18 protein-coding genes are annotated in these 22238 nt (G+C 68.6%); 15 read left to right on the top strand and 3 right to left on the bottom strand.

The window, feature by feature from the left end:
• Positions 1 to 183 precede the first annotated feature (183 nt).
• The 8 genes from acs to EAT49_RS17450 all read left to right on the top strand — a co-directional run bounded on the left by acs (position 184) and on the right by EAT49_RS17450 (position 9939).
• Complete coding sequence (gene acs / locus EAT49_RS17485) at positions 184 to 2151, top strand: acetate--CoA ligase (RefSeq protein ID WP_123643597.1); 1968 nt, start codon at positions 184 to 186, stop codon at positions 2149 to 2151.
• A gap of 3 nt (positions 2152 to 2154) precedes the next feature.
• Positions 2155 to 2841: an adenylate kinase gene (locus tag EAT49_RS17480; protein ID WP_123643596.1), complete on the top strand. Its 687-nt coding sequence runs from the start codon at positions 2155 to 2157 to the stop codon at positions 2839 to 2841.
• Between the two features lie 112 nt (positions 2842 to 2953).
• Positions 2954 to 3232: a DUF4212 domain-containing protein gene (locus EAT49_RS17475; protein WP_123643595.1), complete on the top strand. Its 279-nt coding sequence runs from the start codon at positions 2954 to 2956 to the stop codon at positions 3230 to 3232.
• A 13-nt stretch (positions 3233 to 3245) separates the two neighbouring features.
• Positions 3246 to 5039, top strand: coding sequence for a sodium:solute symporter family protein (locus tag EAT49_RS17470; protein ID WP_123643594.1), 1794 nt, complete (start codon positions 3246 to 3248; stop codon positions 5037 to 5039).
• 112 nt (positions 5040 to 5151) lie between these two features.
• Complete coding sequence (locus EAT49_RS17465) at positions 5152 to 6996, top strand: putative nucleotidyltransferase substrate binding domain-containing protein (RefSeq protein WP_123643593.1); 1845 nt, start codon at positions 5152 to 5154, stop codon at positions 6994 to 6996.
• A 3-nt stretch (positions 6997 to 6999) separates the two neighbouring features.
• Positions 7000 to 7512, top strand: coding sequence for a hypothetical protein (locus EAT49_RS17460; protein WP_123643592.1), 513 nt, complete (start codon positions 7000 to 7002; stop codon positions 7510 to 7512).
• Positions 7513 to 7523: 11 nt separating this feature from the next.
• Positions 7524 to 7895, top strand: coding sequence for a response regulator transcription factor (locus tag EAT49_RS17455; protein ID WP_123643591.1), 372 nt, complete (start codon positions 7524 to 7526; stop codon positions 7893 to 7895).
• A gap of 4 nt (positions 7896 to 7899) precedes the next feature.
• A complete protein-coding gene (locus EAT49_RS17450) occupies positions 7900 to 9939 on the top strand; it encodes a 3'-5' exonuclease (protein ID WP_123643590.1) in 2040 nt (679 codons plus the stop codon).
• Here the strand turns inward: EAT49_RS17450 and EAT49_RS17445 are convergent.
• A complete protein-coding gene (locus EAT49_RS17445; protein ID WP_123643589.1) occupies positions 9936 to 11126 on the bottom strand; it encodes an ROK family transcriptional regulator in 1191 nt (396 codons plus the stop codon). The two genes, EAT49_RS17450 and EAT49_RS17445, sit on opposite strands and share 4 nt — an antisense overlap.
• A gap of 166 nt (positions 11127 to 11292) precedes the next feature.
• Here EAT49_RS17445 and EAT49_RS17440 point away from each other — a divergent pair, with 166 nt between their 5' ends.
• The 4 genes from EAT49_RS17440 to EAT49_RS17425 all read left to right on the top strand — a co-directional run bounded on the left by EAT49_RS17440 (position 11293) and on the right by EAT49_RS17425 (position 15475).
• On the top strand, positions 11293 to 12315 hold the full coding sequence (locus EAT49_RS17440; RefSeq protein ID WP_123643588.1) for a sugar ABC transporter substrate-binding protein: 1023 nt from the start codon (positions 11293 to 11295) through the stop codon (positions 12313 to 12315).
• A gap of 96 nt (positions 12316 to 12411) precedes the next feature.
• The gene (locus EAT49_RS17435) at positions 12412 to 13476 is read left to right on the top strand and encodes an ABC transporter permease (protein WP_123643587.1); all 1065 of its coding nucleotides are present in this window, start codon (positions 12412 to 12414) and stop codon (positions 13474 to 13476) included.
• Entirely contained in the window at positions 13473 to 14255 is a 783-nt protein-coding gene (locus tag EAT49_RS17430; RefSeq protein ID WP_123643586.1) for an ATP-binding cassette domain-containing protein, read from the top strand. The genes EAT49_RS17435 and EAT49_RS17430 overlap by 4 nt, the downstream gene beginning before the upstream one ends.
• A gap of 143 nt (positions 14256 to 14398) precedes the next feature.
• Complete coding sequence (locus EAT49_RS17425) at positions 14399 to 15475, top strand: glycosyltransferase family 4 protein (protein WP_185020809.1); 1077 nt, start codon at positions 14399 to 14401, stop codon at positions 15473 to 15475.
• Between the two features lie 13 nt (positions 15476 to 15488).
• Here EAT49_RS17425 and EAT49_RS17420 read toward each other — a convergent pair whose 3' ends face one another.
• Positions 15489 to 17456 (bottom strand): glycoside hydrolase family protein, encoded by a 1968-nt coding sequence (locus tag EAT49_RS17420; protein ID WP_123643584.1) that lies wholly within the window; start codon positions 17454 to 17456, stop codon positions 15489 to 15491.
• A 113-nt stretch (positions 17457 to 17569) separates the two neighbouring features.
• Here EAT49_RS17420 and EAT49_RS17415 point away from each other — a divergent pair, with 113 nt between their 5' ends.
• The 3 genes from EAT49_RS17415 to EAT49_RS17405 are packed head-to-tail and all read left to right on the top strand — an operon-like array spanning position 17570 to position 20966.
• Positions 17570 to 18844, top strand: a complete 1275-nt coding sequence (locus EAT49_RS17415) for a lipopolysaccharide biosynthesis protein (RefSeq protein ID WP_148078749.1) — start codon at positions 17570 to 17572, stop codon at positions 18842 to 18844.
• Positions 18845 to 18847: 3 nt separating this feature from the next.
• On the top strand, positions 18848 to 20005 hold the full coding sequence (locus EAT49_RS17410; protein WP_123643582.1) for a glycosyltransferase: 1158 nt from the start codon (positions 18848 to 18850) through the stop codon (positions 20003 to 20005).
• Positions 19998 to 20966, top strand: a complete 969-nt coding sequence (locus EAT49_RS17405) for a sulfotransferase family protein (RefSeq protein ID WP_185020808.1) — start codon at positions 19998 to 20000, stop codon at positions 20964 to 20966. The genes EAT49_RS17410 and EAT49_RS17405 overlap by 8 nt, the downstream gene beginning before the upstream one ends.
• Here the strand turns inward: EAT49_RS17405 and EAT49_RS17400 are convergent.
• The gene (locus tag EAT49_RS17400) at positions 20887 to 22203 is read right to left on the bottom strand and encodes an O-antigen ligase family protein (protein WP_123643580.1); all 1317 of its coding nucleotides are present in this window, start codon (positions 22201 to 22203) and stop codon (positions 20887 to 20889) included. The genes EAT49_RS17405 and EAT49_RS17400 overlap by 80 nt on opposite strands.
• Between the last annotated feature and the right edge of the window lie 35 nt (positions 22204 to 22238).

Genomic DNA, 22238 nt, shown 5'->3' with positions numbered 1-22238 from the left:
GGCGCTAACGAAAAGTTCTTGACGAAGCCTCTCGGTGTCTCCGTCAAGAAATTAACAGATTTTCCCTGTCTTCTCATAAAGAAAGTTACCGGTTTACACGCCCACGTTATGACCTCTTTACAATTTGGTGCTCGCGGCCCGGCCTTCGCCGCCCCGCCTGGCGCCATGCTCGGAGGAGGAGCCATGACCGTCCAGAAGCCCGGAACTCCGGGGGAAACCCCGATCTATCCGCCCGCCCCTGACCTCGCCGCCAAGGCCCATGCCGATTCGGCCCGCTACGAGGAGCTCTACGCCGCCTCGGTCGCCGACCCGGTCGCCTTCTGGAAGGAGCAGGGCCGCCGCCTCGACTGGATCCGCCCCTACACGAAGGTGAAGCACACCTCGTTTGCCTATGACGACGTCTCGATCCGCTGGTTCGAGGACGGCACGCTGAACGTCTCTGCGAACTGCATCGACCGCCACCTCGAGACCCGCGGCGATCAGACCGCGATCATCTGGGAGCCCGACAGCCCGGACGAGGAGGCGCAGCACATCACCTACCGGATGCTGCACCGCGAGGTGTCGATCATGGCCAACGTCCTGAAGGACATGGGCGTCGGCAAGGGCGACCGCGTCGTCCTCTATCTGCCGATGATCCCCGAGGCGGCCTACGCGATGCTCGCCTGCGCCCGGATCGGCGCCATCCATTCCATCGTCTTCGCGGGCTTCTCGCCCGATGCGCTCGCCGACCGGATCAACGGCTGCGACGCGAAGCTCGTCATCACCGCCGACCACGCCCCGCGCGGTGGCCGCTCCACGCCGCTGAAGTCGAACTGCGACAAGGCCCTGCGCCGCGTGATGCACAAGTGCAGTCTGCTGATCGTCGAACGCACGGGCGAGCAGATCGACCATATCGAGGGCCGCGATTTCCTTTACGGCGAGATGCGCGAGAAGGTCGGCTCCTACTGCACCCCCGCCGAGATGGGCGCCGAAGACCCTCTCTTCATCCTCTACACCTCCGGCTCCACCGGAAAGCCCAAGGGCGTGGTGCACACGACGGGCGGCTATCTCGTCTATGCGTCGATGACGCACCAGTATGTCTTCGACTACCAGGACGGCGACATCTACTGGTGCACCGCGGACGTGGGCTGGGTGACGGGCCACAGCTACATCGTCTACGGGCCGCTGGCGAACGGCGCGACCACGGTGATGTTCGAGGGCGTGCCGACCTGGCCCGACGCCGGCCGCTTCTGGCAGGTCTGCGCCAAGCACAAGGTCACGCAGTTCTACACCGCCCCCACCGCGATCCGCGCGCTGATGGGCAAGGGCACCGGCCCGGTGGAGGCCCATGACCTCTCGTCCCTGCGCATCCTCGGTTCGGTCGGGGAGCCGATCAACCCCGAGGCCTGGAACTGGTACAACGAGAATGTCGGCAAGGGCCGCTGCCCCATCGTCGACACCTGGTGGCAGACCGAAACGGGCGGCATCCTCATCGCGCCGCTGCCCGGCGCCACGGCGACGAAGCCCGGCTCCGCGACCAAGCCCTTCTTCGGCGTGCAGCCCGTGGTCCTCGACGAAAAGGGCAACGAGCTCGAAGGCGCCTGCGAGGGCGTTCTGGCGATCAAGGACAGCTGGCCCGGCCAGATGCGCACGCTCTGGGGCGACCACGAACGCTTCGTCCAGACCTATTTCGAAATGTTCAAGGGCCTCTACTTCTCCGGCGACGGCTGCCGCCGGGACGAGGACGGCTACTACTGGATCACCGGCCGCGTGGACGACGTGATCAACGTCTCGGGCCACCGGATGGGCACCGCCGAGGTCGAAAGCGCGCTCGTGGCACATGAGACCGTCAGCGAGGCCGCTGTCGTGGGCTACCCGCACGAGATCAAGGGGCAGGGCATCTACTGCTACGTCACCCTGATGGACGGGATCGAGCCGACGGACGAGCTCAAGGTCAAGCTCCAGAACTGGGTGCGCGAGGAGATCGGCCCGATTGCCAAGCCCGACGTGATCCAATGGGCGCCGGGCCTGCCGAAGACGCGCTCGGGCAAGATCATGCGCCGCATCCTGCGCAAGATCGCTGAGAACGACACGGGCAGCCTCGGCGATACCTCCACCCTGGCGGATCCGTCCGTGGTGGACGATCTCATCGCCAACCGCGCGGGGGCCTGAGCCATGGACGGCGCACGTCCCCCTGCCGCGGCCACGAACCTCGTCCTTCTCGGCCCTCCCGGCGCCGGGAAGGGCACCCAGGCCCGCCGGCTCGAGGAACGGTTCGGTCTCGTGCAGCTCTCCACCGGCGACCTCCTGCGGGCGGCGGTGGCCCAGGGCACGGAGGCGGGCCTCGCCGCGAAAGCCGTGATGGAGCGCGGCGATCTCGTCTCGGACGAGATCGTCATCGCGATCCTGCGCGACCGGATGGCCCGCGACGACTGCCGCGCCGGCGTCATCTTCGACGGATTTCCCCGCACCGCGGCCCAGGCCGAAGCGCTCGACGCGCTGCTGGCCGAGGCGGGCGGCGCCATCACCGCGGCGATCAGCCTCGAGGTCGACGACGCGGCAATGGTCGAACGGGTCTCGGGCCGGTTCACCTGCGCGAGTTGCGGCGAGGGCTATCACGACCGGTTCAAGCGGCCTGCCGCCGAGGATATCTGCGACAACTGCGGCAGCAGCGACTTCCGGCGCCGTCCCGACGACAACGCCGAGACGGTGGCGCAGCGGCTCCGGGCCTACCACGCCCAGACCGCGCCGCTCATCGCCCATTACGACGCGAAGGGCGTCCTGACGGGGGTCGATGCCATGGCCCCCATCGACGCCGTGTCCGAAAGCCTGACCGCCATCGTGGATCCCGCGACGGCGTGACGACCCCCTGCCGGGGTGGCGGCCCGCGAGGGCCGGGCACCGGCAATCCATCGGCACGCGGCCGGGCACGGGCGGCGTGATCACCAATCTACTACGGGAGGAGTTTCGACCCATGACGGACCAAACCCACGGGACCTCGACAGGGGCCCGGGACAAGGAATACTGGAGCGCGAACCTGCGGCTCATCTACTGGAGCCTCGCCATCTGGGCGCTTAGCTCCTTCGGCTTCGGGATCCTGCTGCGGCCGCTCGTGAGCGGGATCCAGTTCGGCGGCACGGACCTCGGGTTCTGGTTCGCGCAGCAGGGCAGCATCCTCGTCTTCCTGGTGCTGATCTTCAACTACGCCTGGCAGATGAACCGTCTCGACCGCAAGTTCGGCGTCGAGGAATAAGGTAGCGACACCCATGGATCAGACAGTTCTCAACATCATCGTGGTAGGGCTCTCGTTCGCGCTCTACTTTGCGATCGCGATCTGGGCGCGCGCCGGATCGACCTCCGAATTCTATGCCGCGGGCCGGGGCGTGAACCCCGTCGTCAACGGCATGGCGACTGCCGCCGACTGGATGTCGGCCGCCTCGTTCATCTCGATGGCGGGCCTCATCGCCTTCGTCGGGTACAACAACTCGAGCTTCCTGATGGGCTGGACCGGCGGCTACGTGCTGATGGCGATGCTCCTCGCCCCCTACCTTCGCAAGTTCGGCAAGTTCACAGTGCCCGAGTTCATCGGCGACCGGTTCTATTCGACCAAGGCGCGCGTGGTGGGCGTCATCTGCCTGATCGTGATCTCGGTCACCTACGTCATCGGCCAGATGACCGGCGCCGGCGTCGCGTTCTCGCGGTTTCTGGAGCTTGACCAGTTCTGGGGTCTGATCATCGCGTCGGCGGTCGTTTTCGTCTATGCCGTTCTCGGCGGGATGAAGGGGATCACCTACACCCAGGTCGCGCAGTACGTCGTGCTGATCATCGCCTACACGATCCCGGCGGTGTTCATTTCGCTGCAACTGACCGGCAACGCGATCCCGAGCCTCGGCCTCTTCTCGACCATGGCGGAAGGCACGGGCGGGCAGGGCGATTACCTGCTGGTCACGCTGGACCAATTGCTGGTCGATCTGGGCTTCTCGGCCTATACCACCGGCTCGACGCCCTGGCTGATGGCGCTCTTCACCCTGTCGCTGATGATCGGCACCGCGGGTCTGCCGCATGTCATCATCCGCTTCTTCACGGTGCCGAAGGTGGCGGACGCGCGGTGGTCCGCGGGCTGGGCGCTGGTCTTCATCGCGCTCCTCTACGTCACGGCCCCGGCCGTGGGCGCAATGGCGCGGCTCAACATCACCGAGCAGTTCTGGCCCAACGGGACGGACGGCGCGGCGGTGTCGGTCGAGACCATCGAGACCGATCCCGACTACAACTGGATGCTGACGTGGCAGGCGACCGGCCTTCTGGGCTGGGAAGACAAGAACGGCGACGGCCTGATCCAGTACTACAACGACGCCAACCCTGACATGGCGGCTGTCGCGGCGGAAAACGGTTGGGAAGGCAACGAGCTGACCAACTTCAACCGCGACATCCTCGTGCTCGCCAACCCCGAGATCGCCAACCTTCCGGGCTGGGTCATCGCGCTGATCGCCGCAGGCGGCATCGCGGCGGCGCTGTCCACGGCGGCGGGTCTCTTGCTGGCGATCTCCTCGGCGATCAGCCACGACCTGATCAAGTCGGTCATCAACCCTGCCATCAGCGAGAAGAGCGAGCTTCTGGCCGCGCGGATCTCGATGGCGGGCGCGATCGTGCTGGCGACCTATCTCGGGCTGAATCCGCCGGGCTTTGCAGCCCAGGTGGTGGCGCTGGCCTTCGGCCTCGCCGCGGCGACGCTGTTCCCGGCGCTGATGATGGGGATCTTCTCCAAGCGCATCAACGCGGCCGGGGCGACCTGGGGGATGATGGCCGGTCTCTTGGTGACCTGCGGCTACCTGTTCGCCTACCTCGGGGTCTTCTTCATCCCCGGCACGGCGTTCCTGACGGCGGACCAGTACCTCTTCGGCATCCCGCCGACGCACTTCGGCCCGATCGGCGCGCTGGTGAACTTTGCCGTCGCCTACGCGGTGAGCATGGCCACCGAGGAGCCGCCGCAGGAGATCAAGGACCTGGTGGAAAGCGTCCGGGTGCCGCGTGGCGCCGGGGCTGCCCAGGCCGGCCACTGATCCTGAACGCCCGGGGGGCGCCCAACGGCGCCCCCCGGTTTCCCGCCCCGGACATTTCCCGAACAGGGCGGCTCTCTTAGGTCCTTTTTCCGCAACCGGAATTCACCCCGTCATGCCCGACGACCTCGTGCCCCCCCTCGACCTTCTCGGCCGGACCGCGCCCTTCGATCTGCTGTCCCCGGCCGAGCGCGCCCGTCTCGCGGCGTCGATGTCCCGGGAAGAGTTCGGCGACGGCGCCCTCGTCTTCGAGGAGGGGACGCCCCTGAGCGGGCTCTACATCATCGAGGCGGGCACCGTGGCGATCTCCACCGTCTCGGACGAGGTCGTCACCTACCGCGCCGCGGGCGATGTCATGGGCGAGCGCGGTCTCCTCCGGGATGGCAAGGCGATGCTGACCGCGCGGGCGGCGGGGCCGCTGGTGCTGCACCACATCCCGGCCGCGGATTTTCTGCGCCTGATGTCCGAGGAGGGAGAGTTCGCCCGCTGGTTCGGCCGCGCCGTGCCGACAGAGCCGGGCAGCGACGACGGCCCCTATGCCACCGGCCTCACGGCGCTTTCCGTCTCCGACATGATGGCGAAGTCGCCGGTGACCTGCTCGGCCGGCACCACCGTGACCGAGGTCGCCCGCATCATGCGCGACCGGGTCATCAGCTCCGTACTGGTGATGGAGGACGAGGGGCTGGCCGGGATCGTCACGGTCCACGACCTCACGAACAAGGTCCTCGCAGAGGGCCTCACCGGCTCCATTCCGGTGGCCGACGTCATGACCCGCAAGGTCCGCACCGTCTCGCCCGATGCCACGGGGCTCGACGCGCTGGTTGAGATGGCCAGCCACCGGATCAACCATCTGCCCGTGTCCGACCGGCGCGGGCGCATCGTAGGAATGATCGGCAAGACGGACCTCTTCCGCCGTCAGGCCGCAACGGCAAGCCACATGGTCGCCGAGATCGTCGCCGCGGATGCGGCCTCCGACATGGCCCGGGTCATGACCCGACTGCCGGAGCTTCTGTCGCACCTCGTCTCGGCAGGTGCCAAGCCCGCCGCGATCACCCGCCGGATCACCGACCTCACGGATGCCGCCACCCGCCGCCTGCTGGTGCTGGCCGAGGACCGGCTGGGCCCGCCGCCGGTGCCCTATCTCTGGGCCGCCTGTGGCAGCCAGGGCCGGCGCGAACAGACCGGCGTGTCGGACCAGGACAACTGCCTGATCCTCGACGATGCCTTCGAGCCCGCGCACGACGCCTACTTCCGGGATCTGGCCGCATTCGTCTCTGACGGTCTCGACGAGATCGGCTTCGTCTACTGCCCCGGCGAGATGATGGCGACGACCGACCGCTGGCGGCAGCCCCGCCGGGTTTGGCGCCGGTATTTCCAGAACTGGATCGCCGAGCCCGACACCGAGGCGCAGATGCTGGCCTCGGTCATGTTCGACCTGCGCCCAATCTCGGGCGAGATGGAGCTGTTCCACGGTCTGCAGCGTGAAACGCTGGACATGGCACGCAAGAACTCGATCTTCGTCGGCCACATGATCGCCAACAGCCTCAAGCACACGCCGCCCCTGGGCCTCTTTCGCGGCCTGGCCACGATCCGCTCGGGCGAGCACAAGAACACGGTGGATCTGAAGATGGCGGGCGTGGTGCCGGTGGTGGATCTCGCCCGCGTCTACGCCCTGCGCGGCGGGATCGAGGCGGTCAACACCCGCGAGCGGATTATCGCGGCGGGGGAGGCGGGCATCGTCTCCGCCACCGGGGCGCGGGATCTCGTCGATGCCTACGACCTGATCGCGGAGACGCGCCTGCGCCACCAGGCGGCTCAGATCGCGGCCGGCGAACGGCCCGACAACTTCATGGCTCCAGGCCGGATGTCCGACCTCGAGCGCAGCCACCTCAGGGACGCCTTCATGGTGGTCAAGACGATGCAAGCCGCCGTGGGTCACGGCGCGAGCCTGATGGGATAGGGCATGTTTCTCGAACTCATCGCGACCTTCGTGGCGGGTCTGGGCGCGGCCGGTGTGGTGCTGCTGATCAACCTCGTGACGAAAGGCCGTCTGCCGCGCTGGGCCATACCGGCGGCCGCCGGGGCGGCGATGCTCGCCTTCACCATCGGCATGGAATACAGCTGGGGCGCCCGCACCGCCGCCAGCCTGCCCGAGGGCGTCGCGGTGGTGGAGACCGTCGAGGCCCGGTCCTGGTGGCAGCCCTGGAGCTACATCTGGCCGCGCACGACCCGGCTTATGGCGGTGGACGCCGCGACCGCGCGCAGCAACGAGGCGGCACCGGGCACCTGGCTCGTCGACCTCTACCTCTTCGCGCGCTGGCAGCCGCCGCAGCGGGTGGCGCAACTCGTCCGCTGCGAGGCCCCCGCCCGCGCCGTGGTCACGGAAGCGGGTCTTGCGGACCCCGCCACCGCCGCCTGGAGTGCGATGGACCCCGACGATCCGCTGATCCGTTCGATCTGTGACGAGCCGAGTTGAGGGAGATGCCGATGGACCGCAAACAGGTTCTGCTGGTCGAGGACGAGGACAACATCGCCCTGGCGCTGGAATTCCTGATCGGGCGCAAGGGGTTCGGGCTGACGCGCGTGGCCTCCGGGGACGCGGCGCTCGAGGCGCTGGAGGCCGCGCCGCCGGATCTCGTGGTGCTCGACGTCATGCTGCCCGAGAAATCGGGCTACGAGATCTGCCAGCACATCCGCCAATCGGAACGTCTGCGCGGCGTCAAGGTGCTGATGATGACCGCGCGCGGCGGCGAAGTGGAGCGGCGCAAGGGGCTTGCCCTCGGCGCGGACGCCTTTTTCACCAAGCCCTTCGACACGCGCGAACTGACCGACGAAATCGCCCACCTGCTCGAGAGCTGAGGCGATGGGGGAACGGCTGGGCCTTCGCATCCGGTTCGCGCTCTTCTTCGCCGCGCTCGCGATCGGCGGTGTCGCCATCTTTGCGGGCGGGCTCTTGCTGGGGCAGGCGCGGGCGAGCGGGCCGGTGGACGGCTATGTCATCGCAGGGCTGGTCGGCGGCTTCGGCCTGATGGGACTCGCCGCGTGGATCGGCCTTCTCTTCGACGCCAATGTCGCCCGGCCCATCCTCGGCTTGGCCGCCGATCTCCACACCCGAGCCCAGACCGACGTGCCGGTCGGCATCGAGGCCCATGACGCGCGCTATCTCGGCGCCCTTGCCCCCGCCGCGCAGGCGATCCACGAGGCGCTCGAGGAGGCCCGGACCAGCCAGGAACGCGCGGTCGCGGAAAAGACCGCCCGCATGGCGCGGGACACGGCGCTGTTCGAGGCGCTGCTCCGGGATCTGTCCGAGGGGGTCGTGGTCGTGTCTCCGGACCTGCGCATTCGCCTCTACAACCGCGTGGCGACCGATCTTCTCGGCCCGCTCGGCCTCGACCGGCCGCTCTCCGCCTTCCTGCGCCTCGATCCGGTCAGCGAATCCATCGCCCGATGCGCCGCGCATTCCGCGAGGGGCCAGCCGCGTACCGAGACCTTCCTGGCCGCCACCCACGACGGAGAGCGTCTGCTGGTGGGCTCCGTCTGTCCCGTGGTCATGGCCGAGGCGCGCGTGGGCCACGTCCTGACCTTCCACGACGCCACGGAGGAGCTGCGCACCCACGGCGCGCTCGAGCATCTCTTGGCGGAAACGGTGGAGTCGGCGCGCCGACCCACCGCCGCCATCGGCGCGATGCTCGACGTGCTCGCAGAGGGCGACGACCTGCCTGCGGCGGATCGCGACCGGATGAACGCGGCCATGCGCGACGAACTGAAACGGCTGTTCGCTGTCCTGAACGGGCCCGCCGCTGCCGATGTCGCCACAGCGCGCCCCTGGCCGATCGCCGAGGTGGCTGTCTCCGACATCTTCGATGCGCTCGAGGCCCGGCTCATGGTGCCGTTCGAGGTGACCCCCAGCGACGCGGTCCTCTCCTGCGACGGCTACGCCATCACGGAACTCCTGAGCCGGGTGGTGCAGGAGACAGGTGGCCGCGAGGGCGTGCGCAGCTTGCGCCTTTCAGCCGAACCGGCAGGGCGGGAGATCAGCCTCGTGCTGAGCTGGGCCGGCGCGCCGATCTCTCAGGGCGCGCTCGAGCAGTGGGTCAAGGCGCCGCTGTCTCCGGCCTATGGCGGCTACTCGGGGCGGGACGCGCTGTCCGCGCATCGCACCGAGATCTGGACGGAGACGGGCGCAGAGGGAGCACGCATCGTCCTGCCGCTCGCCGCCGCCCACAGGCCCGAGCCCCCCGCCGCGCCCGCGATCCATCGCGACTTCTATGCCTTCGACCTCCCCGCCTTTTCGGGGCCGCTGGGCGAGAGGGCGCTGTCGGAGGCGGCTTTCGTCGTCTTCGACACGGAGACCACGGGCCTTGATCCCGCTCGGGACGAGATCGTGCAGATCGCCGGCGTCCGGCTGCTCGGCGGCCGCCTGCTGCGCGGGGAGACCTTCGACACGCTCGTCGATCCGGGCCGGCCGATCCCGCCGTCCTCGACGAAGATCCACGGGATCGACGACGCCCGCGTCCGGGGTGCGCCGGGAGTGGCCGAGGCGGGACGGGCCTTCGCCCGCTTCGCGGAAGGCTCGGTTCTCGTCGCGCATCATGCCTCGTTCGACATGGCGCTGCTGGAGGCGAAGGCGGACCTGATCGGCTGGAGACCCGAGACCCCCGCACTCTGCACCGGGCTCCTCTCCGCGGCGCTCTATCCCCATGCCTCGGACCATACGCTCGACGCGCTGGCGGCCCGGTTCGGCGTCGCCATCGACGAAAAGCTGCGGCACACGGCCCTTGGCGACGCGCTGGCCACGGCGGAGGTGTTCCTGCGCATGGTTCCCGTGCTCGAGGCCGCGGGGGTGACGACGCTGGCCCATCTGGCCGATGTCCAGCGGCAGGGCCTGCGCCAGCCGGCCTAGACCTCGAAATAGCGCTCCTGGATCGGTCGATAGCCCGCGCCCATCGCGCCGGCCCGGGTGCCGAGACCGCCCGCCCGCACCTCGGGGATGGCGATGCCGCTCGGGTCCGCGGCATCGAGGCGCTCTGTCGTCCGCTCGACGATGCGCGCCCGGATGTGTTCGGGAAACCTCCCGTCGATCACCACCGCCGGCATGTCGATGATCGCGACCAGCGACAGGCTCGCGGTGGCGAGCGCCTCCGCCGTGCGGTCGATCCAGGCATCGAGCACCGGCCCTATGTCGCCCCAGTCCGAATCGGCCATGCGCACAGGGGCCGCGGGCTGGCCGGCCTCGGCCAGCATCGCCTCGAGCACCGAGATCGAGGCGTGGTGCAGAAGCTGGTTCGCAGGGTCCCGGGGGCCTCGGACCATGATCGGACCCATGGCGCCCGCATTCCCGGAGGGCCCGGAGACGATGCGACGGTTCAGCACGAGGCCGCCGCCCGCAAAGGCGCCGATATAGAAGTAGCCGAAGTTCGCGAGGTCCGAATGGGCGCCGAAGACCAGTTCCCCGAAACAGGCGAGCGTCGCATCATTGCCGACATGGACGGGCAGGGGGGTGATCGGGGCGAGCGCCGCCGCGTAGGAAAAGCCCTTCCAGGCGAGCATCTCCTCCTTCGGGGCGCCGACGAGGTCCAGCCAGTTCCACAACTCGAACGGCGAGCCGATCCCGAGGCCCACGATCCGCGCGCTCTGCGCGGGCGTCAGGCCGGCGCAGATCGGGGCGATGGCGCGGCCGAGGAAATCCGTGATTCTGGCCGGGGTGGGATAGGCATATTCCTCGGACCGCGTCCCCAGAACGTCTCCACCGAGATTGATCAGCACGAGATCCGCCATCCGCCGGCCCACCCTCAGCCCCAGGGCGAAAGCGCCATCGGGCGAGATCGCGAGAGGTGTCGACGGCTTGCCGACACGTCCCCGCACGGGTTCGCCCCTGTGCAGGAGACCCTCCGCCTCCAGCGCACGGGTGATCACAGAGGCGGTCTGGGCCGACAGGGCCGTGCGGCGTGCCACATCCGAGCTTGCGAGCGGGCCGAAATCCCGCACGGTGGAGAGCACGAGGCGCTCGTTGTGGTCGCGCACTCCCTGGGGCGTCGCGGCATCGGCGAGCCAGGCCGCCCCGTCCGTCGCCGTCGGTCCATTCGGCACGATTCTGTCCTCCCCATGTCAGGCTAGACGCCTCCGATTACATAAATCAAGTTGATTTATATATTGACATCCTCCGCCTATCGAGGCTTCATCCGGGTATCCGCCATGAGAGGCGGGACAAGCGGGCCCGGCAGAGGAGCGGGGTCACGCCAAGGGAGGATACACAATGAAGAAACTGCTCATGGGCAGCGCGATCGCGCTTGCGTCGACGGCGGGCACCGCAGCCTTCGCGCAGGATGGCGATGTCTCCGCCTGCCTGATCACCAAGACCGAGACCAACCCCTTCTTCGTCAAGATGCGCGAAGGCGCCCAGGCGAAGGCCGAGGAGCTGGGCATCGAGCTCAACACCTATGCCGGTCAAGTCGACGGCGACCATGAAAGCCAGGTCCAGGCCATCGAGGCCTGCATCGCCAACGGTGCCAACGGCATCCTGATCACCGCCTCCGACACGGCAGCGATCGTCGATCCGGTGCAACAGGCACGGGACGCGGGCATTCTGGTCATAGCGCTCGACACGCCGCTTCAGCCCGCCGACGCGGCGGACATGACCTTCGCCACCGACAACTTCCTCGCCGGCGAACTGATCGGCCAGTGGGCCGCGGCCACGCTGGGCGACGAGGCGGCCAACGCAAAGATCGCCATGCTCGACCTCGCCATCAGCCAGCCCTCCGTGGGCGTGCTGCGCGACCAGGGCTTCCTGACCGGCTTCGGCATCGACGTGGTCGATCCGTCCATGTGGGGCGACGAGACGGACGAGCGGATCATCTGCAACGAGGTTACCGCCGGCAACGAGGAAGGCGGCCGCAGGGCGATGGAGAACTGCCTCGCCATCGATCCCGACATCAACGTCGTCTACACGATCAACGAACCCGCAGCGGCCGGCGCCTATGAGGCGCTCTCCGCCATCGGGCGACAGGACGACGTCATGATCGTCTCCGTCGACGGCGGCTGCCCCGGCGTGCAGAACGTGTCCGAGGGCGTCATCGGCGCCACCAGCCAGCAGTACCCGCTGCTCATGGCGGCACTCGGCATCGAGGCGATCGCCCAGTTCGCCGCCGACGGCACGCTGCCCGAGCCCACCGAGGGCAAGGAGTTCTTCGACACGGGCGTGGCACTGGTGACCGACCAGCCCGCCGATGGCGTGGAGTCGATCTCCGTTGAGGAAGGCCTGGCGCTTTGCTGGGGCTGATGCCCCCGCTAGACTGACCGAAACCGGCGGGGGCGGGCGCTTGTCCGCCCCCGACCGTTCACGCCCGGGGCCAGCCGCCCCGCGGGAGGAGAGACCATGAGCGCATCCGACTACGAAAGCGCCTCGAAAGGCGCATCGAGCGACGTCGCGACATTCGACGACGAGGAAAAGGGGCTCTTCGGCCGCTTCCACCATGCCCTGCACGCGACGCCGGCGCTGGTGCCGCTGATCGTGCTGATGGTCGCCATCGGCATCTTCGCCATCGTGCTGGGCGAACGCTTCTTCTCACCCGGAACGCTGACGCTGATCCTGCAGCAGGTGCAGATCGTGGGCATCCTCGCGCTTGCGCAATCGCTCATCATCCTGACCGCGGGCATCGACCTCTCCGTCGGCGCCATGGCGGTGTTCAGCTCGGTCATCATGGGCCAGTTCACCTTCCGCTACGGCTTGCCGCCTGCGGTCGCGGTGGCGGCGGGCCTGGCCATCGGCACCGGCATCGGTGCGATAAGCGGCTGGCTCGTCAGCAAGGTGAAGCTTCCGCCTTTCATCGTGACGCTGGGCATGTGGCAGATCGTGCTCGCGGCCAACTATCTCTACTCGCAGAACGAAACGATCCGAAGTCAGGACATCCGCGACGAGGCGGCGCTGCTGCAGTTCATGGGCATCCGGTTCGAGCTTGGCGGCGCGATCATCACCATGGGCGTCGTGACCATGGTCGTGATGGTCATCGTGCTGGCGTACATGCTCCGCTCCACCGCCTGGGGGCGCCATGTCTATGCCGTCGGCGACGATCCCGAGGCGGCGGAACTGGCGGGGGTGAACCGTCATCGGACGATCATGTCTGTCTACATGCTCGCGGGCTTCATCTGCGGCATCGCGGGCTGGATCATGATCGGCCGCTTCGGCTCGGTCTCGCCCTCGGCATCCACCGGCGTGGTGGGCAACATCCAGTCGATCACCGCCGTGGTGATCGGCGGCATCTCCCTCTTTGGCGGGCGCGGCTCGATCTGGGGCGCCTTCTTCGGCGCGCTGATCGTGGGCGTGTTCGAGCTGGGCCTGCGGATGGCCGGGGCCAACGCGCAATGGACCTACCTCCTCATTGGCGCGCTCATCATCGGCGCCGTGGCGGTGGACCAGTGGATCAGAAAGGTGACGGCATGAGCACGGAGCCCATCCTCAAGGCGCGCAACCTCGTCAAGCGCTACGGCAAGGTCGTCGCCCTCAACCGCTGCGATTTCGATCTCTACCCCGGCGAGGTTCTCGCCGTGATCGGAGACAACGGCGCGGGGAAGTCGACGCTGATCAAGGCGCTCTCCGGCGCGATCCAGCCGGACGCGGGCGAGATCTGGCTCGAAGGCAAGCCGATCCAGCTGCCGTCGCCCATCGAGGCCCGGCGGCACGGGATCGAGACGGTCTACCAGACCCTTGCCATGTCGCCGGCGCTCTCGATCGCGGACAACATGTTCATGGGCCGCGAAATCCGCAAACCCGGCTGGCGCGGCAAGCTGCTGAAACAGCTCGACCGCAAGGAGATGGAGCGCCTTGCCCGGGACAAGCTGAACGATCTCGGCCTCATGACGATCCAGAACATCAATCAGGCGGTCGAGACGCTCTCGGGTGGGCAGCGACAGGGAGTCGCTGTGGCGCGCGCCGCGGCCTTCGGCTCGAAGGTCATCATCCTCGACGAGCCGACCGCCGCATTGGGCGTCAAGGAAAGTCGCAAGGTGCTCGACCTCATCCAGGACGTGCGATCGCGGGGGATCCCGATCATCCTGATCAGTCACAACATGCCCCACGTCTTCGAGGTGGCGGACCGAATCCATGTCCACCGCCTCGGCAGCCGACTCTGCGTGATCGACCCCAAGTCCCACAACATGTCCGATGCCGTGGCCTACATGACCGGGGCCAAGGAGCCGGATCAGCACCTCGAGACCGCGTGACCTGTCGCCGGCCGGCGGGCCGGCCCTGGTAACGGTTTGTTAGGCAAAGGCGCGTTAACCCTGACGCCATGGCGGCTGACGGGAATACTGCGGCGCTGTGCGCACCGGTTGACAGGGTCAGGGGCAGGGCCCCGGCCCACGACGTGCCTCCGCGCGAGCTGGTGCTGAACGGCAGGTTCCTGACACGTCCCGGCACGGGTGTGGACCGCGTCGCGGCCGAACTTGCACGGGCCCTCGCGGCGCGGCCGGATATTCGCCTGACCATGGCCCTCCCGCGCGAAGCCCTCGGCGAGCGGTCCGGGCAACTCCTGGGTCCTGCGATCTCGCGCGGACCTCTTCGGGGCCATGCATGGGAGCAGATAAGCCTTCCGGGCCTTGCAGGCGGACGCTGGTGCCTCAACCTGTGCAACACCGGGCCGCTTTTCGGCGTCCGGCAGGTCGTCATGCTGCACGATGCCCATGTGGCGACGGTGCCGGGCAGCTACAGCCGCGCCTTCCGCGCGCTTTATCTGTCTCTCCAGCCCCGTCTGTCACGCCGGGCCGCGATCGTCCTCACCGTGTCGGACCACAGTCGCCACAGCCTAGAGGCAACGGGCCTCGTGCCTCGGGGGAAGGCTAGGGTCGTGCCCAACGGCGCCGATCACATGGACCGCATCGTCGCCGACCACTCCGTCCTCGACCGACACGGTCTGCGCCCGCGCGGCTACTTTCTCGCCGTCGGCAGCGCTGCCGCCTACAAGAACATCGCGATGATCGCCTCCGTCGCTGACGCCCGTGGAGCAGCGGCATTGCCCTTGGTCACGACCGGCGGCGCCATGCCCCGGGTCTTCGGCGCATCGCCGCATTCGGGGGGCCACCGCCACCTCGGCCGGGTCACCGACCCCGAACTCAAGGCGCTCTATGCCAACGCCCTCGCGCTCCTTTTCCCCTCGCTTGCCGAGGGGTTCGGCCTTCCCCCCCTGGAGGCGATGTCCTGCGGCACACCCGTGATCGCCACGACCGCGGGCGCCGTGCCCGAGGTCTGCGGAGGCGCCGCGCTCCATGCCGATCCGTCGCGGCCTTCGGACTGGCGGCAGGCGATGGACCGGATCGAAACGGATGCCGATCTCCGGCGCGATCTCCGGGCGCGGGGCAGGGCACGCGCGGCGGGCTTCACCTGGACCCGCGCCGCCGACAGGCTGCTCGCCGCCATCGCGGAGGCAGAGGCAAATGGCGCCTGACCTCGATGCCGCATCAGGTGTAGGCCACCGCCTTCCATACGCTGCCCGTCCAGACCGCGAGGTAAGGTCCCGCCCCCTGCGCCGCGGGATCCCAGGTCGTGCCATTCGCCACGGCAAGGGTCATCCCGCCACCGATGGTCGCGGGCGCCGCCCCCTGGGTCCTGAGGCCCACCGCCGTGGCCACCGCGAGAGACTGCTGCCCGAGGGCGAGATTGCCGTTCACCAGATAGGTCGCGACCTCGGCGTTGTTGAGAAAGACGCCCAAAGACCCGTCGCCCTTGACCCGGAACTCCCACGTCGAGCCGGTCGATGCGCGCGCAAGGTAGAAGGATACCGGATCGCTGTCGGACCTCACGGTCAGTGCCCGCGACAGGCTTTGGTCGGGCAGGCTGATCCTGCTTTGCCCCGTCGGCAGGTTCGCCAGTCCCCAGAACACCGGATGCCCGTCGGGGTTGAAGAGGCTGCGCACCTTCACGCCCACGCCCTTGTAGTTGCCGGGCGCAAGGGCGATCAGCCCGCGCCCGAACGTGGTGCCCGCCGACACGCTCAGTGCGCAATCGAGATCCAGTGCCTGGATCGCCCGCGCACCGGGCGCCACGGACACGAGGCTGTCGATGGTCCCCTCGTAGCCGTTCGTGTCGAGACCGAAGTTCAGGAATTGGAGGTTCACCACCTCCGCCGCCTCGGTGGTCACATCCACCAGACGAAAGCTCGCCGGCGGCGCGCTGTTCCGGATGATCGAGGTATAGCCGCCGAGAAACCGCACCTCGACATTCCCGTCGATCCGGAGACCGCAGTCCGCCGCGACGCCGGGATGGCCCTCGTTCTTCAGCGAGATGAAATCGATCTTGTTGTTCTGGAACCCGCCGTTGCCGCCGGACAGGATCTCTATCCCGCAGCGGGTCCAGCTTTCGATCCGTGCATGGAGGAACTTGAGGTTGTTGGAATTGTCCACGTCTCCCCGATTCCCGATCCGCAGTCCGCGTTCGCAGGGGCCGGAGCGCAGATCGACGAAGGTGCTGTCGTAGCAGTCCTGCAGGTCGATGTTGCGGCGGAAATTCTGGACGAAGACCTGCTCGCACACCACGAAGGCGCAATTCCGGAGGCGAAGCCCCACGGGATGGGTGGTCTCCGACCAGCTTTCCGGAACCTCGGCGGTGATGGTCACCCGCCGCAGCCCCAGCGCGCGCGCCTTGTCGAGCGAGCCGTCGAGCAGGCCGTCGCCGTCATGGTCGGCGTAGTCGTGGTGAATGGCCGGTGCATTGGTTCCGGCCTTCTGGATCAGGTAGGATCCGGTCGCCGCGAAACTTCCGCCGAATGCGGAATAGTCCGCGATATCCGCCGTATGCGCGCCGCCCACCAGCACGACACCCGGGTGCAGCGCGAGGCTCGTGATGTAGGTGGACCGGCCGAGGAACACCTGTCCGAACCCTGTGGCGTGAGCGGCGTCGATGGCCGCCTGGAGAGCGATGGCATTGGCTTCGGCCACAGCGCTGTCGGTTCCGGTGTCGTCGACGCCGAAGGCCGCTGCGGCAAAGCCCATCTGACCTGGCATCGGCTCGACCATCAGCTTCAGGCCGCCTGCGGTCGCGAGATGTGCATTGGGGGCTGCGGCATCGAGCACCCTGTAGGAAAACCCGTCCCGTGTCCGGATCTGGTCGCCGGTCACGAAGTATGCGGCCGGCCGGGTGTCGGCGAGCAACTCCGCCGGATTCTCGAGCGGCTCCGAGACACCCAGGACCGCGCGCCCGGCAATGCCCGCAAGCTCGAGCACCGTCCTGCCGTTCGCTGCCGGGCCGGCCGGCCCCTCGATCCCGAACCGGCCCCGGGGCGTCAGGCACTGATCCCCTGGGGAGAGGTCGCCATCGGCGATCATCGCCTCGAGCGAGGGATAGCTCAGCACGGGGTCAGAGCGCAGACCGTCGAGAGCGATCTTGAGCTCGGTTCCGGTCATCGGCAGGGCGGGTATGCGGGTGGCCATGGCATGGGCTCCGAAGCTGGACGAGGTTCGGCGCTGGATAGGAGGCCGTGGCTAACGGCCCGTCGCCGCACCGGGCGCGGACCCCGACAGTTCCGCAACGCTCGCTGCCTGCGATGATCCGGTCCGTCTCCATGGCCCTCGCCCTCAGGATCGCGGGCATGCTTGCCTGGCTGGCTTTCGGGATGTTGTTGACGCGGACGCTCAGTATGGCGGATGCGGGGCTCGTGCTCCTTGCCATAGGGCTCTCGCTGCTCGCCGGTCCACTGGTGGCGGCCGGATACGATCTCGTGGTTCTGCGTTTCGCGTCGGTCGGCCTGCGCCAGGGCGCTACCGACGACATCCGAAGGCTCCGGGGCGAAGCGACACTCGTCTGCCTGACGGTTTCCGGGCTGGTCGGGGCCGGCCTCCTTGGCGCCTGGGCCTCTGGCGTGGCGACTCCGGTGACATCCCGGTTCGACATCGCCGTGCTGACGGTGCTTTCCGTCGCGGCGACGGGCCTCATGGCGGTTCATCGCGATCTGCTGCGCGCCGCGGGCCGGCTCGGTCCGGCCCTCGTCGGTCAGTCGCTCTACCGGACGCTCCTGCCATGCCTCGCCTGCGGATTGCTCGCCGCAGCGGGCCTTCTGACGGCGGTGACGGCGCTGACCTGCTATCTCGCGGCACTCTGCGCCGCCCTTCTTCAGCAGTCGCTCGCCTTGCGCGGCCTGCGGCTTTCGACTCTTCGTCCGGCCACGTTCGGCCATGCGCGTGTCGCGCTGGCGGTCTGGCCGGGGGATGCGGCGCTTCTCGTCCTGCAGCGCGGGGCAGGGCTGGCGCTCGGAGTCTCCGCCGGTCTCGAGGCCGCGGCCCTCTATCTCGTGGCCGAGCGCGTCGCCCAACCGGGTCTCTTCCTGACCGACGCGGCGCGCACCGCGCTCGCGCCGGATCTCGCCTGCGCCCACGCGGCCGAGCGTCAGCGGGTCACCCGGCGGGCCAGCCTGCTCTTCGCCATTGCCGGGGGCGCCGGCATCGGTGCGGTGGCGCTCCTTGGGGCCGCCGTCCTCGACCTCCATGGTCCGGAATTTGCTGCGGCATGGCCCGTGCTGATGATCCTGCTCTTCGGCCAGGCCAGTTGGGCCGTCTTCGGACCCGCGGCCCTGTTGCTTAACCTCTACGGACAGGAGACCGCGCGCAGTCGCATTGCCGTCCTTTCCGCGGCAGGCTTTCTGCTTGTCCTCCTGTTCTGTGCGACCCCTGTCCAGGCCGCCGCAGCCGCCGCAGCCGGATGCTGGGCGATGAACGCGGCGCTCTGGCTCTGCCTGAGACGCCGCCTGGATCTCGTTTCAGGCCTGCCCGCCCTCGTTCTGCCGACGATGCAGGCCGAGCCGCACCCCGCCGAGGGCGCCTGAGCGATGCGGGTTCTCTTCGTCTCCCAGAGCTTCGCACCCGATCCCGGCTCCGGGGCGGAACGGGTCTGCGCCGACATCGCCCACGGGCTCGCCCTGCGCGGTCATGCCGTGGACGTGCTCTCCCTTGGCGACACAGGAACCGCACAGCGCGACGGCAACCTCACGGTCCATCGCCTCGCCTTCGCGCAAAGCCCGAGGCCGGGTCCCGGGCCGCTTCCTCTCACACGACGCCGCAAGCTGCTCTGGCATGTCCGGAACGCGCACGGGGGGGTGTCGGCCGAGGCGCTCGACCGGCTGGTCGCGGGTCTCCGCCCGGATGTCGTCTGCGCCCACAACGCGAGCGCCTTCCTGCCGCAGCTGTTCCGCGTCTGCGCCACCCGGTCCCTTCCGCTCGCCCTCCACCTGCACGATTACGGTCTGATCTGCCCGCGGACGACGATGTACCGTAAGGGCCTCAATTGCGCCTCTCCCTGCGCCGGATGCCGCCTCCTGACAGCGCCATGGCGTCGCGCGGCCGGAGCTGTCGGTCACGTCATCGCCGTCAGCGACTTCGTCGCGCGGCGCTACCGGGAGCAGGGCCTCTTTCCGCACGCCTCCTGGTCGGTCGTCCACAACCAGGACAGGGGCCCGCTCGCGGATTTCACGCCCAAGACCTCCGGACCCTTTGCCTTCGGCTTCGTGGGCGCGCTGACCGAGGTCAAAGGACTGCCTGACCTTCTCGCTGCGTTCGAGAGGCTTCCGAAGGCCCGCGCGAACCTGGTCGTTGCAGGTCGGGGGGAGCCCGCGCTTGAGGCGCGGCTCGCCCTGTCGGACGACGTGACCTGGCTCGGCCGGGTCCCGCCGAACCGCGCCTACGGGCGCATGGACTGCCTGGTCCTGCCATCCCGCTGGCACGAACCGCAGGCCCTCGTCCTGACCGAAGGTCTTCGCCGGGGCCTCCGGATCATCGCCTCCGACCGGGGCGGCAATACCGAGATCCTCCGTGGACGGCCCCCGCACCTCCTCTACGATCCGGATGTCCCGGGTGCTCTCGCCCGTGCCATGACCGCGGCACTTGCCGATGGACCGATGCGGGCGGACCCCCGCGGACCCGCCGCCGACCCGATCGACAGGGTCGAGGCCATCCTCGCGTCCATGCTTGCCGGCGTCCCCCATGCCTAGGCCGAACCTCTTCCTGATCGGCGCCGCCAAGGCGGGCACGACCTCTCTGGCCCGGTTCCTCGCAGGGCTGCCAGGGGTCGCCCTCTCCCCGATCAAGGAACCCTGCCATTTCTGCCCCGACATCAACGCGGAGACGGCGGCAGAGCAACACCGTCAGACCCGCCTGCGGCTGGACCGCTACCTTGCCGCCGACATTCGTCCGCCGCTCCATCTCCATCCTGTCCCCCGCCGCGCGGACTACGAACGGCTGTTCGACGGCACCGAAAAGGCGCAGCTTCGCGGAGAATGCAGCACGCGCTATCTGCCGTCCCGGGTAGCGGCCCGGGCGATCCACGCCTATGCGCCCGACGCCCGCATCCTCGTCCTGCTGCGCGAGCCCGCCGCGCGGATACTGTCGCATTACCTCATGGACTGGCGCACGGGGGTCGAACGTCGCTCGCTCGAGGCCTGCCTGTGCGAGGAGATCGCCCTGGGATCCGCTGCGCGGTTCTCCAACTGCCGCATGTACCTCGCGCAGACCGACTACGCACCGATGCTGGCCCGGTACCGCGCGCTGTTTCCTGCGGCGCAGCTTGGCGTCTACCGGTTCGAGGACCTGGTCTCGGACCCGGATCGAAACCTGTCGGACCTTCTCCGCTTCCTCGGCATCGAACACCCTTCGGGTGCGCTCAGCCTGCCCATGGAAAACGCGTCCGGCCAGACGGCGCGGCGGCCCGCCCTCGATCGCGCGCTCTACCTTACGGGAGCGAAGCGGCACCTCGAGCGTCTCGTGCCGCTGTGCCTGCCGCTTTCCTGGCGCCGGGGCCTCAAGCGGCTCTACTTCACGGATACCGCCCATGTCGCGGAACAGGCCGGAGAGGCCTGGCGCCACCTGCCGGAGGTCAGGGGGCTCGTGGAGGCCTATCCGATGCCGGAGACCGTCGTGTCGCGACCCGTCCCGGCACTGCGCCAAGCAGGCTGAAGACCGCCAGCGACAAGGCGACCTGCATCGAACCGGAGAACAGGCTGTCCTCCGCCAGAAAGAGCGTGAGCAGCGCGATTCCCGTCAGCGCGTACGGCGAGCGCCGTCCTGTCAGAACCGGTGCCGTCGCGACCCACAACGTGGCGCAGAAGGCCGCGAGGGCGACCGGCGCGCCATAGGTCAGCCCGAGGCTCAGAAACGCGTTATGTGCAGCCGAGAGCGCGCCGGAGGCCTCCGCTATGGCGTCGAGCCGGCCTTCGAAGCCGTATCCCCACGGCGCCGCGACCATGAGGTCGGCCGCCTCAACCCAGCTCATGAACCTCCCGGCGAGGTTGTCGCCCAGCGTCTGCCCCCCTGCCGTCACCTCGGAGAACCTTTCGCCGAAGGCCACGGCCACCGCGCAGGAGGCGGAGACGGCCAGTCCCGCGATGGCCAGCCGTCCGCCGGTCCCGCTGGAGGCCGCAAGTCGCGCCAGGGCCAGCAGTGTCAGGACGGCCGAGACCGCCAGAAACGCCCGCGTCTGAGTCGCCGCAAAGGTCAGCCCCACGATGCCGAAGGCCATGGCGACGGCGCAGAGCTGTCCTCCCGAATGTCGGAGAGCCAGAGCCAGACAGAGCGCATAGGTCACGCCGAGCGCCTGCACCTGTCCAAGCTCGTTCGGATGGCTCCAGATGCCCGTGGCCCGCAAGCGGTCTCCATACCACCACAGGACGGTGTCTGGCGGACTGAGGGCATCGAGCAAGGGAGCGGCCGAGTAAAGCTGTGCAAGGGCAAGGGCGGCAACGGCAAGGCCTCCGACTGCCGCCCCGGCGCAGAAGGCCGGTGCGCCTCCGTTCCGTGTCATGTCCGCCAGCATCAATCCGCAGAGAATCGACAGAACCAGCCGCAGCGCGGAGACCGCATGGGCAAGGTCGCCGGACATGAGCCCGGTCAGAACGGCCGGGAGGAGTGCGCCGGCAAGGACCAAGGCCCAGAGCACGAGGGGAGCGACGCGACAGGTCAGCAGTCGCGCCACCACTCCGGCCGCGGCCATGAGGCAGACCAGATCGAGCAGTCGAAGTCCGGCGCCGGCGGGAATCGGCACGTTCGCGATGACGGCGACGCCCGTTCCGAAGAGAACCACGGCCTTGATCGGCTCCGTCCTCGGCCGGATCGTCGTGCACTCGCAGATCGCGCCGCGCAGGGAATCACCGCCGGGTCCGGCGGCCGATGGCACGCCCTTTTCGGCGAAGGTCATCGAAGAGGTGCCTCCTTTTCCGGCATCAGGCGGTC

The sequence above is a fragment of the Histidinibacterium lentulum genome (genome assembly GCF_003789055.1).
GTDB classification, from domain to species: Bacteria; Pseudomonadota; Alphaproteobacteria; order Rhodobacterales; family Rhodobacteraceae; genus Oceanicola; species Oceanicola lentulus.
The sequence above is the reverse complement of the archived record's forward strand: the minus strand, read 5'-3'. Positions and strand labels throughout refer to the sequence as shown.

Bases quoted from the DNA above. Each gene is read 5' to 3' on its own strand.
- EAT49_RS17420 (WP_123643584.1), bottom strand. From the start codon at position 17,456: ATGGCCACCCGCATACCCGCCCTGCCGATGACCGGAACCGAGCTCAAG.
- EAT49_RS17450 (WP_123643590.1), top strand. From the start codon at position 7,900: ATGGGGGAACGGCTGGGCCTTCGCATCCGGTTCGCGCTCTTCTTCGCC.
- EAT49_RS17430 (WP_123643586.1), top strand. From the start codon at position 13,473: ATGAGCACGGAGCCCATCCTCAAGGCGCGCAACCTCGTCAAGCGCTAC.
- EAT49_RS17465 (WP_123643593.1), top strand. From the start codon at position 5,152: ATGCCCGACGACCTCGTGCCCCCCCTCGACCTTCTCGGCCGGACCGCG.
- EAT49_RS17475 (WP_123643595.1), top strand. From the start codon at position 2,954: ATGACGGACCAAACCCACGGGACCTCGACAGGGGCCCGGGACAAGGAA.
- acs (WP_123643597.1), top strand. From the start codon at position 184: ATGACCGTCCAGAAGCCCGGAACTCCGGGGGAAACCCCGATCTATCCG.
- EAT49_RS17405 (WP_185020808.1), top strand. From the start codon at position 19,998: ATGCCTAGGCCGAACCTCTTCCTGATCGGCGCCGCCAAGGCGGGCACG.
- EAT49_RS17480 (WP_123643596.1), top strand. From the start codon at position 2,155: ATGGACGGCGCACGTCCCCCTGCCGCGGCCACGAACCTCGTCCTTCTC.
- EAT49_RS17415 (WP_148078749.1), top strand. From the start codon at position 17,570: ATGATCCGGTCCGTCTCCATGGCCCTCGCCCTCAGGATCGCGGGCATG.
- EAT49_RS17470 (WP_123643594.1), top strand. From the start codon at position 3,246: ATGGATCAGACAGTTCTCAACATCATCGTGGTAGGGCTCTCGTTCGCG.
- EAT49_RS17410 (WP_123643582.1), top strand. From the start codon at position 18,848: ATGCGGGTTCTCTTCGTCTCCCAGAGCTTCGCACCCGATCCCGGCTCC.
- EAT49_RS17440 (WP_123643588.1), top strand. From the start codon at position 11,293: ATGAAGAAACTGCTCATGGGCAGCGCGATCGCGCTTGCGTCGACGGCG.
- EAT49_RS17435 (WP_123643587.1), top strand. From the start codon at position 12,412: ATGAGCGCATCCGACTACGAAAGCGCCTCGAAAGGCGCATCGAGCGAC.
- EAT49_RS17455 (WP_123643591.1), top strand. From the start codon at position 7,524: ATGGACCGCAAACAGGTTCTGCTGGTCGAGGACGAGGACAACATCGCC.
- EAT49_RS17460 (WP_123643592.1), top strand. From the start codon at position 7,000: ATGTTTCTCGAACTCATCGCGACCTTCGTGGCGGGTCTGGGCGCGGCC.
- EAT49_RS17400 (WP_123643580.1), bottom strand. From the start codon at position 22,203: ATGACCTTCGCCGAAAAGGGCGTGCCATCGGCCGCCGGACCCGGCGGT.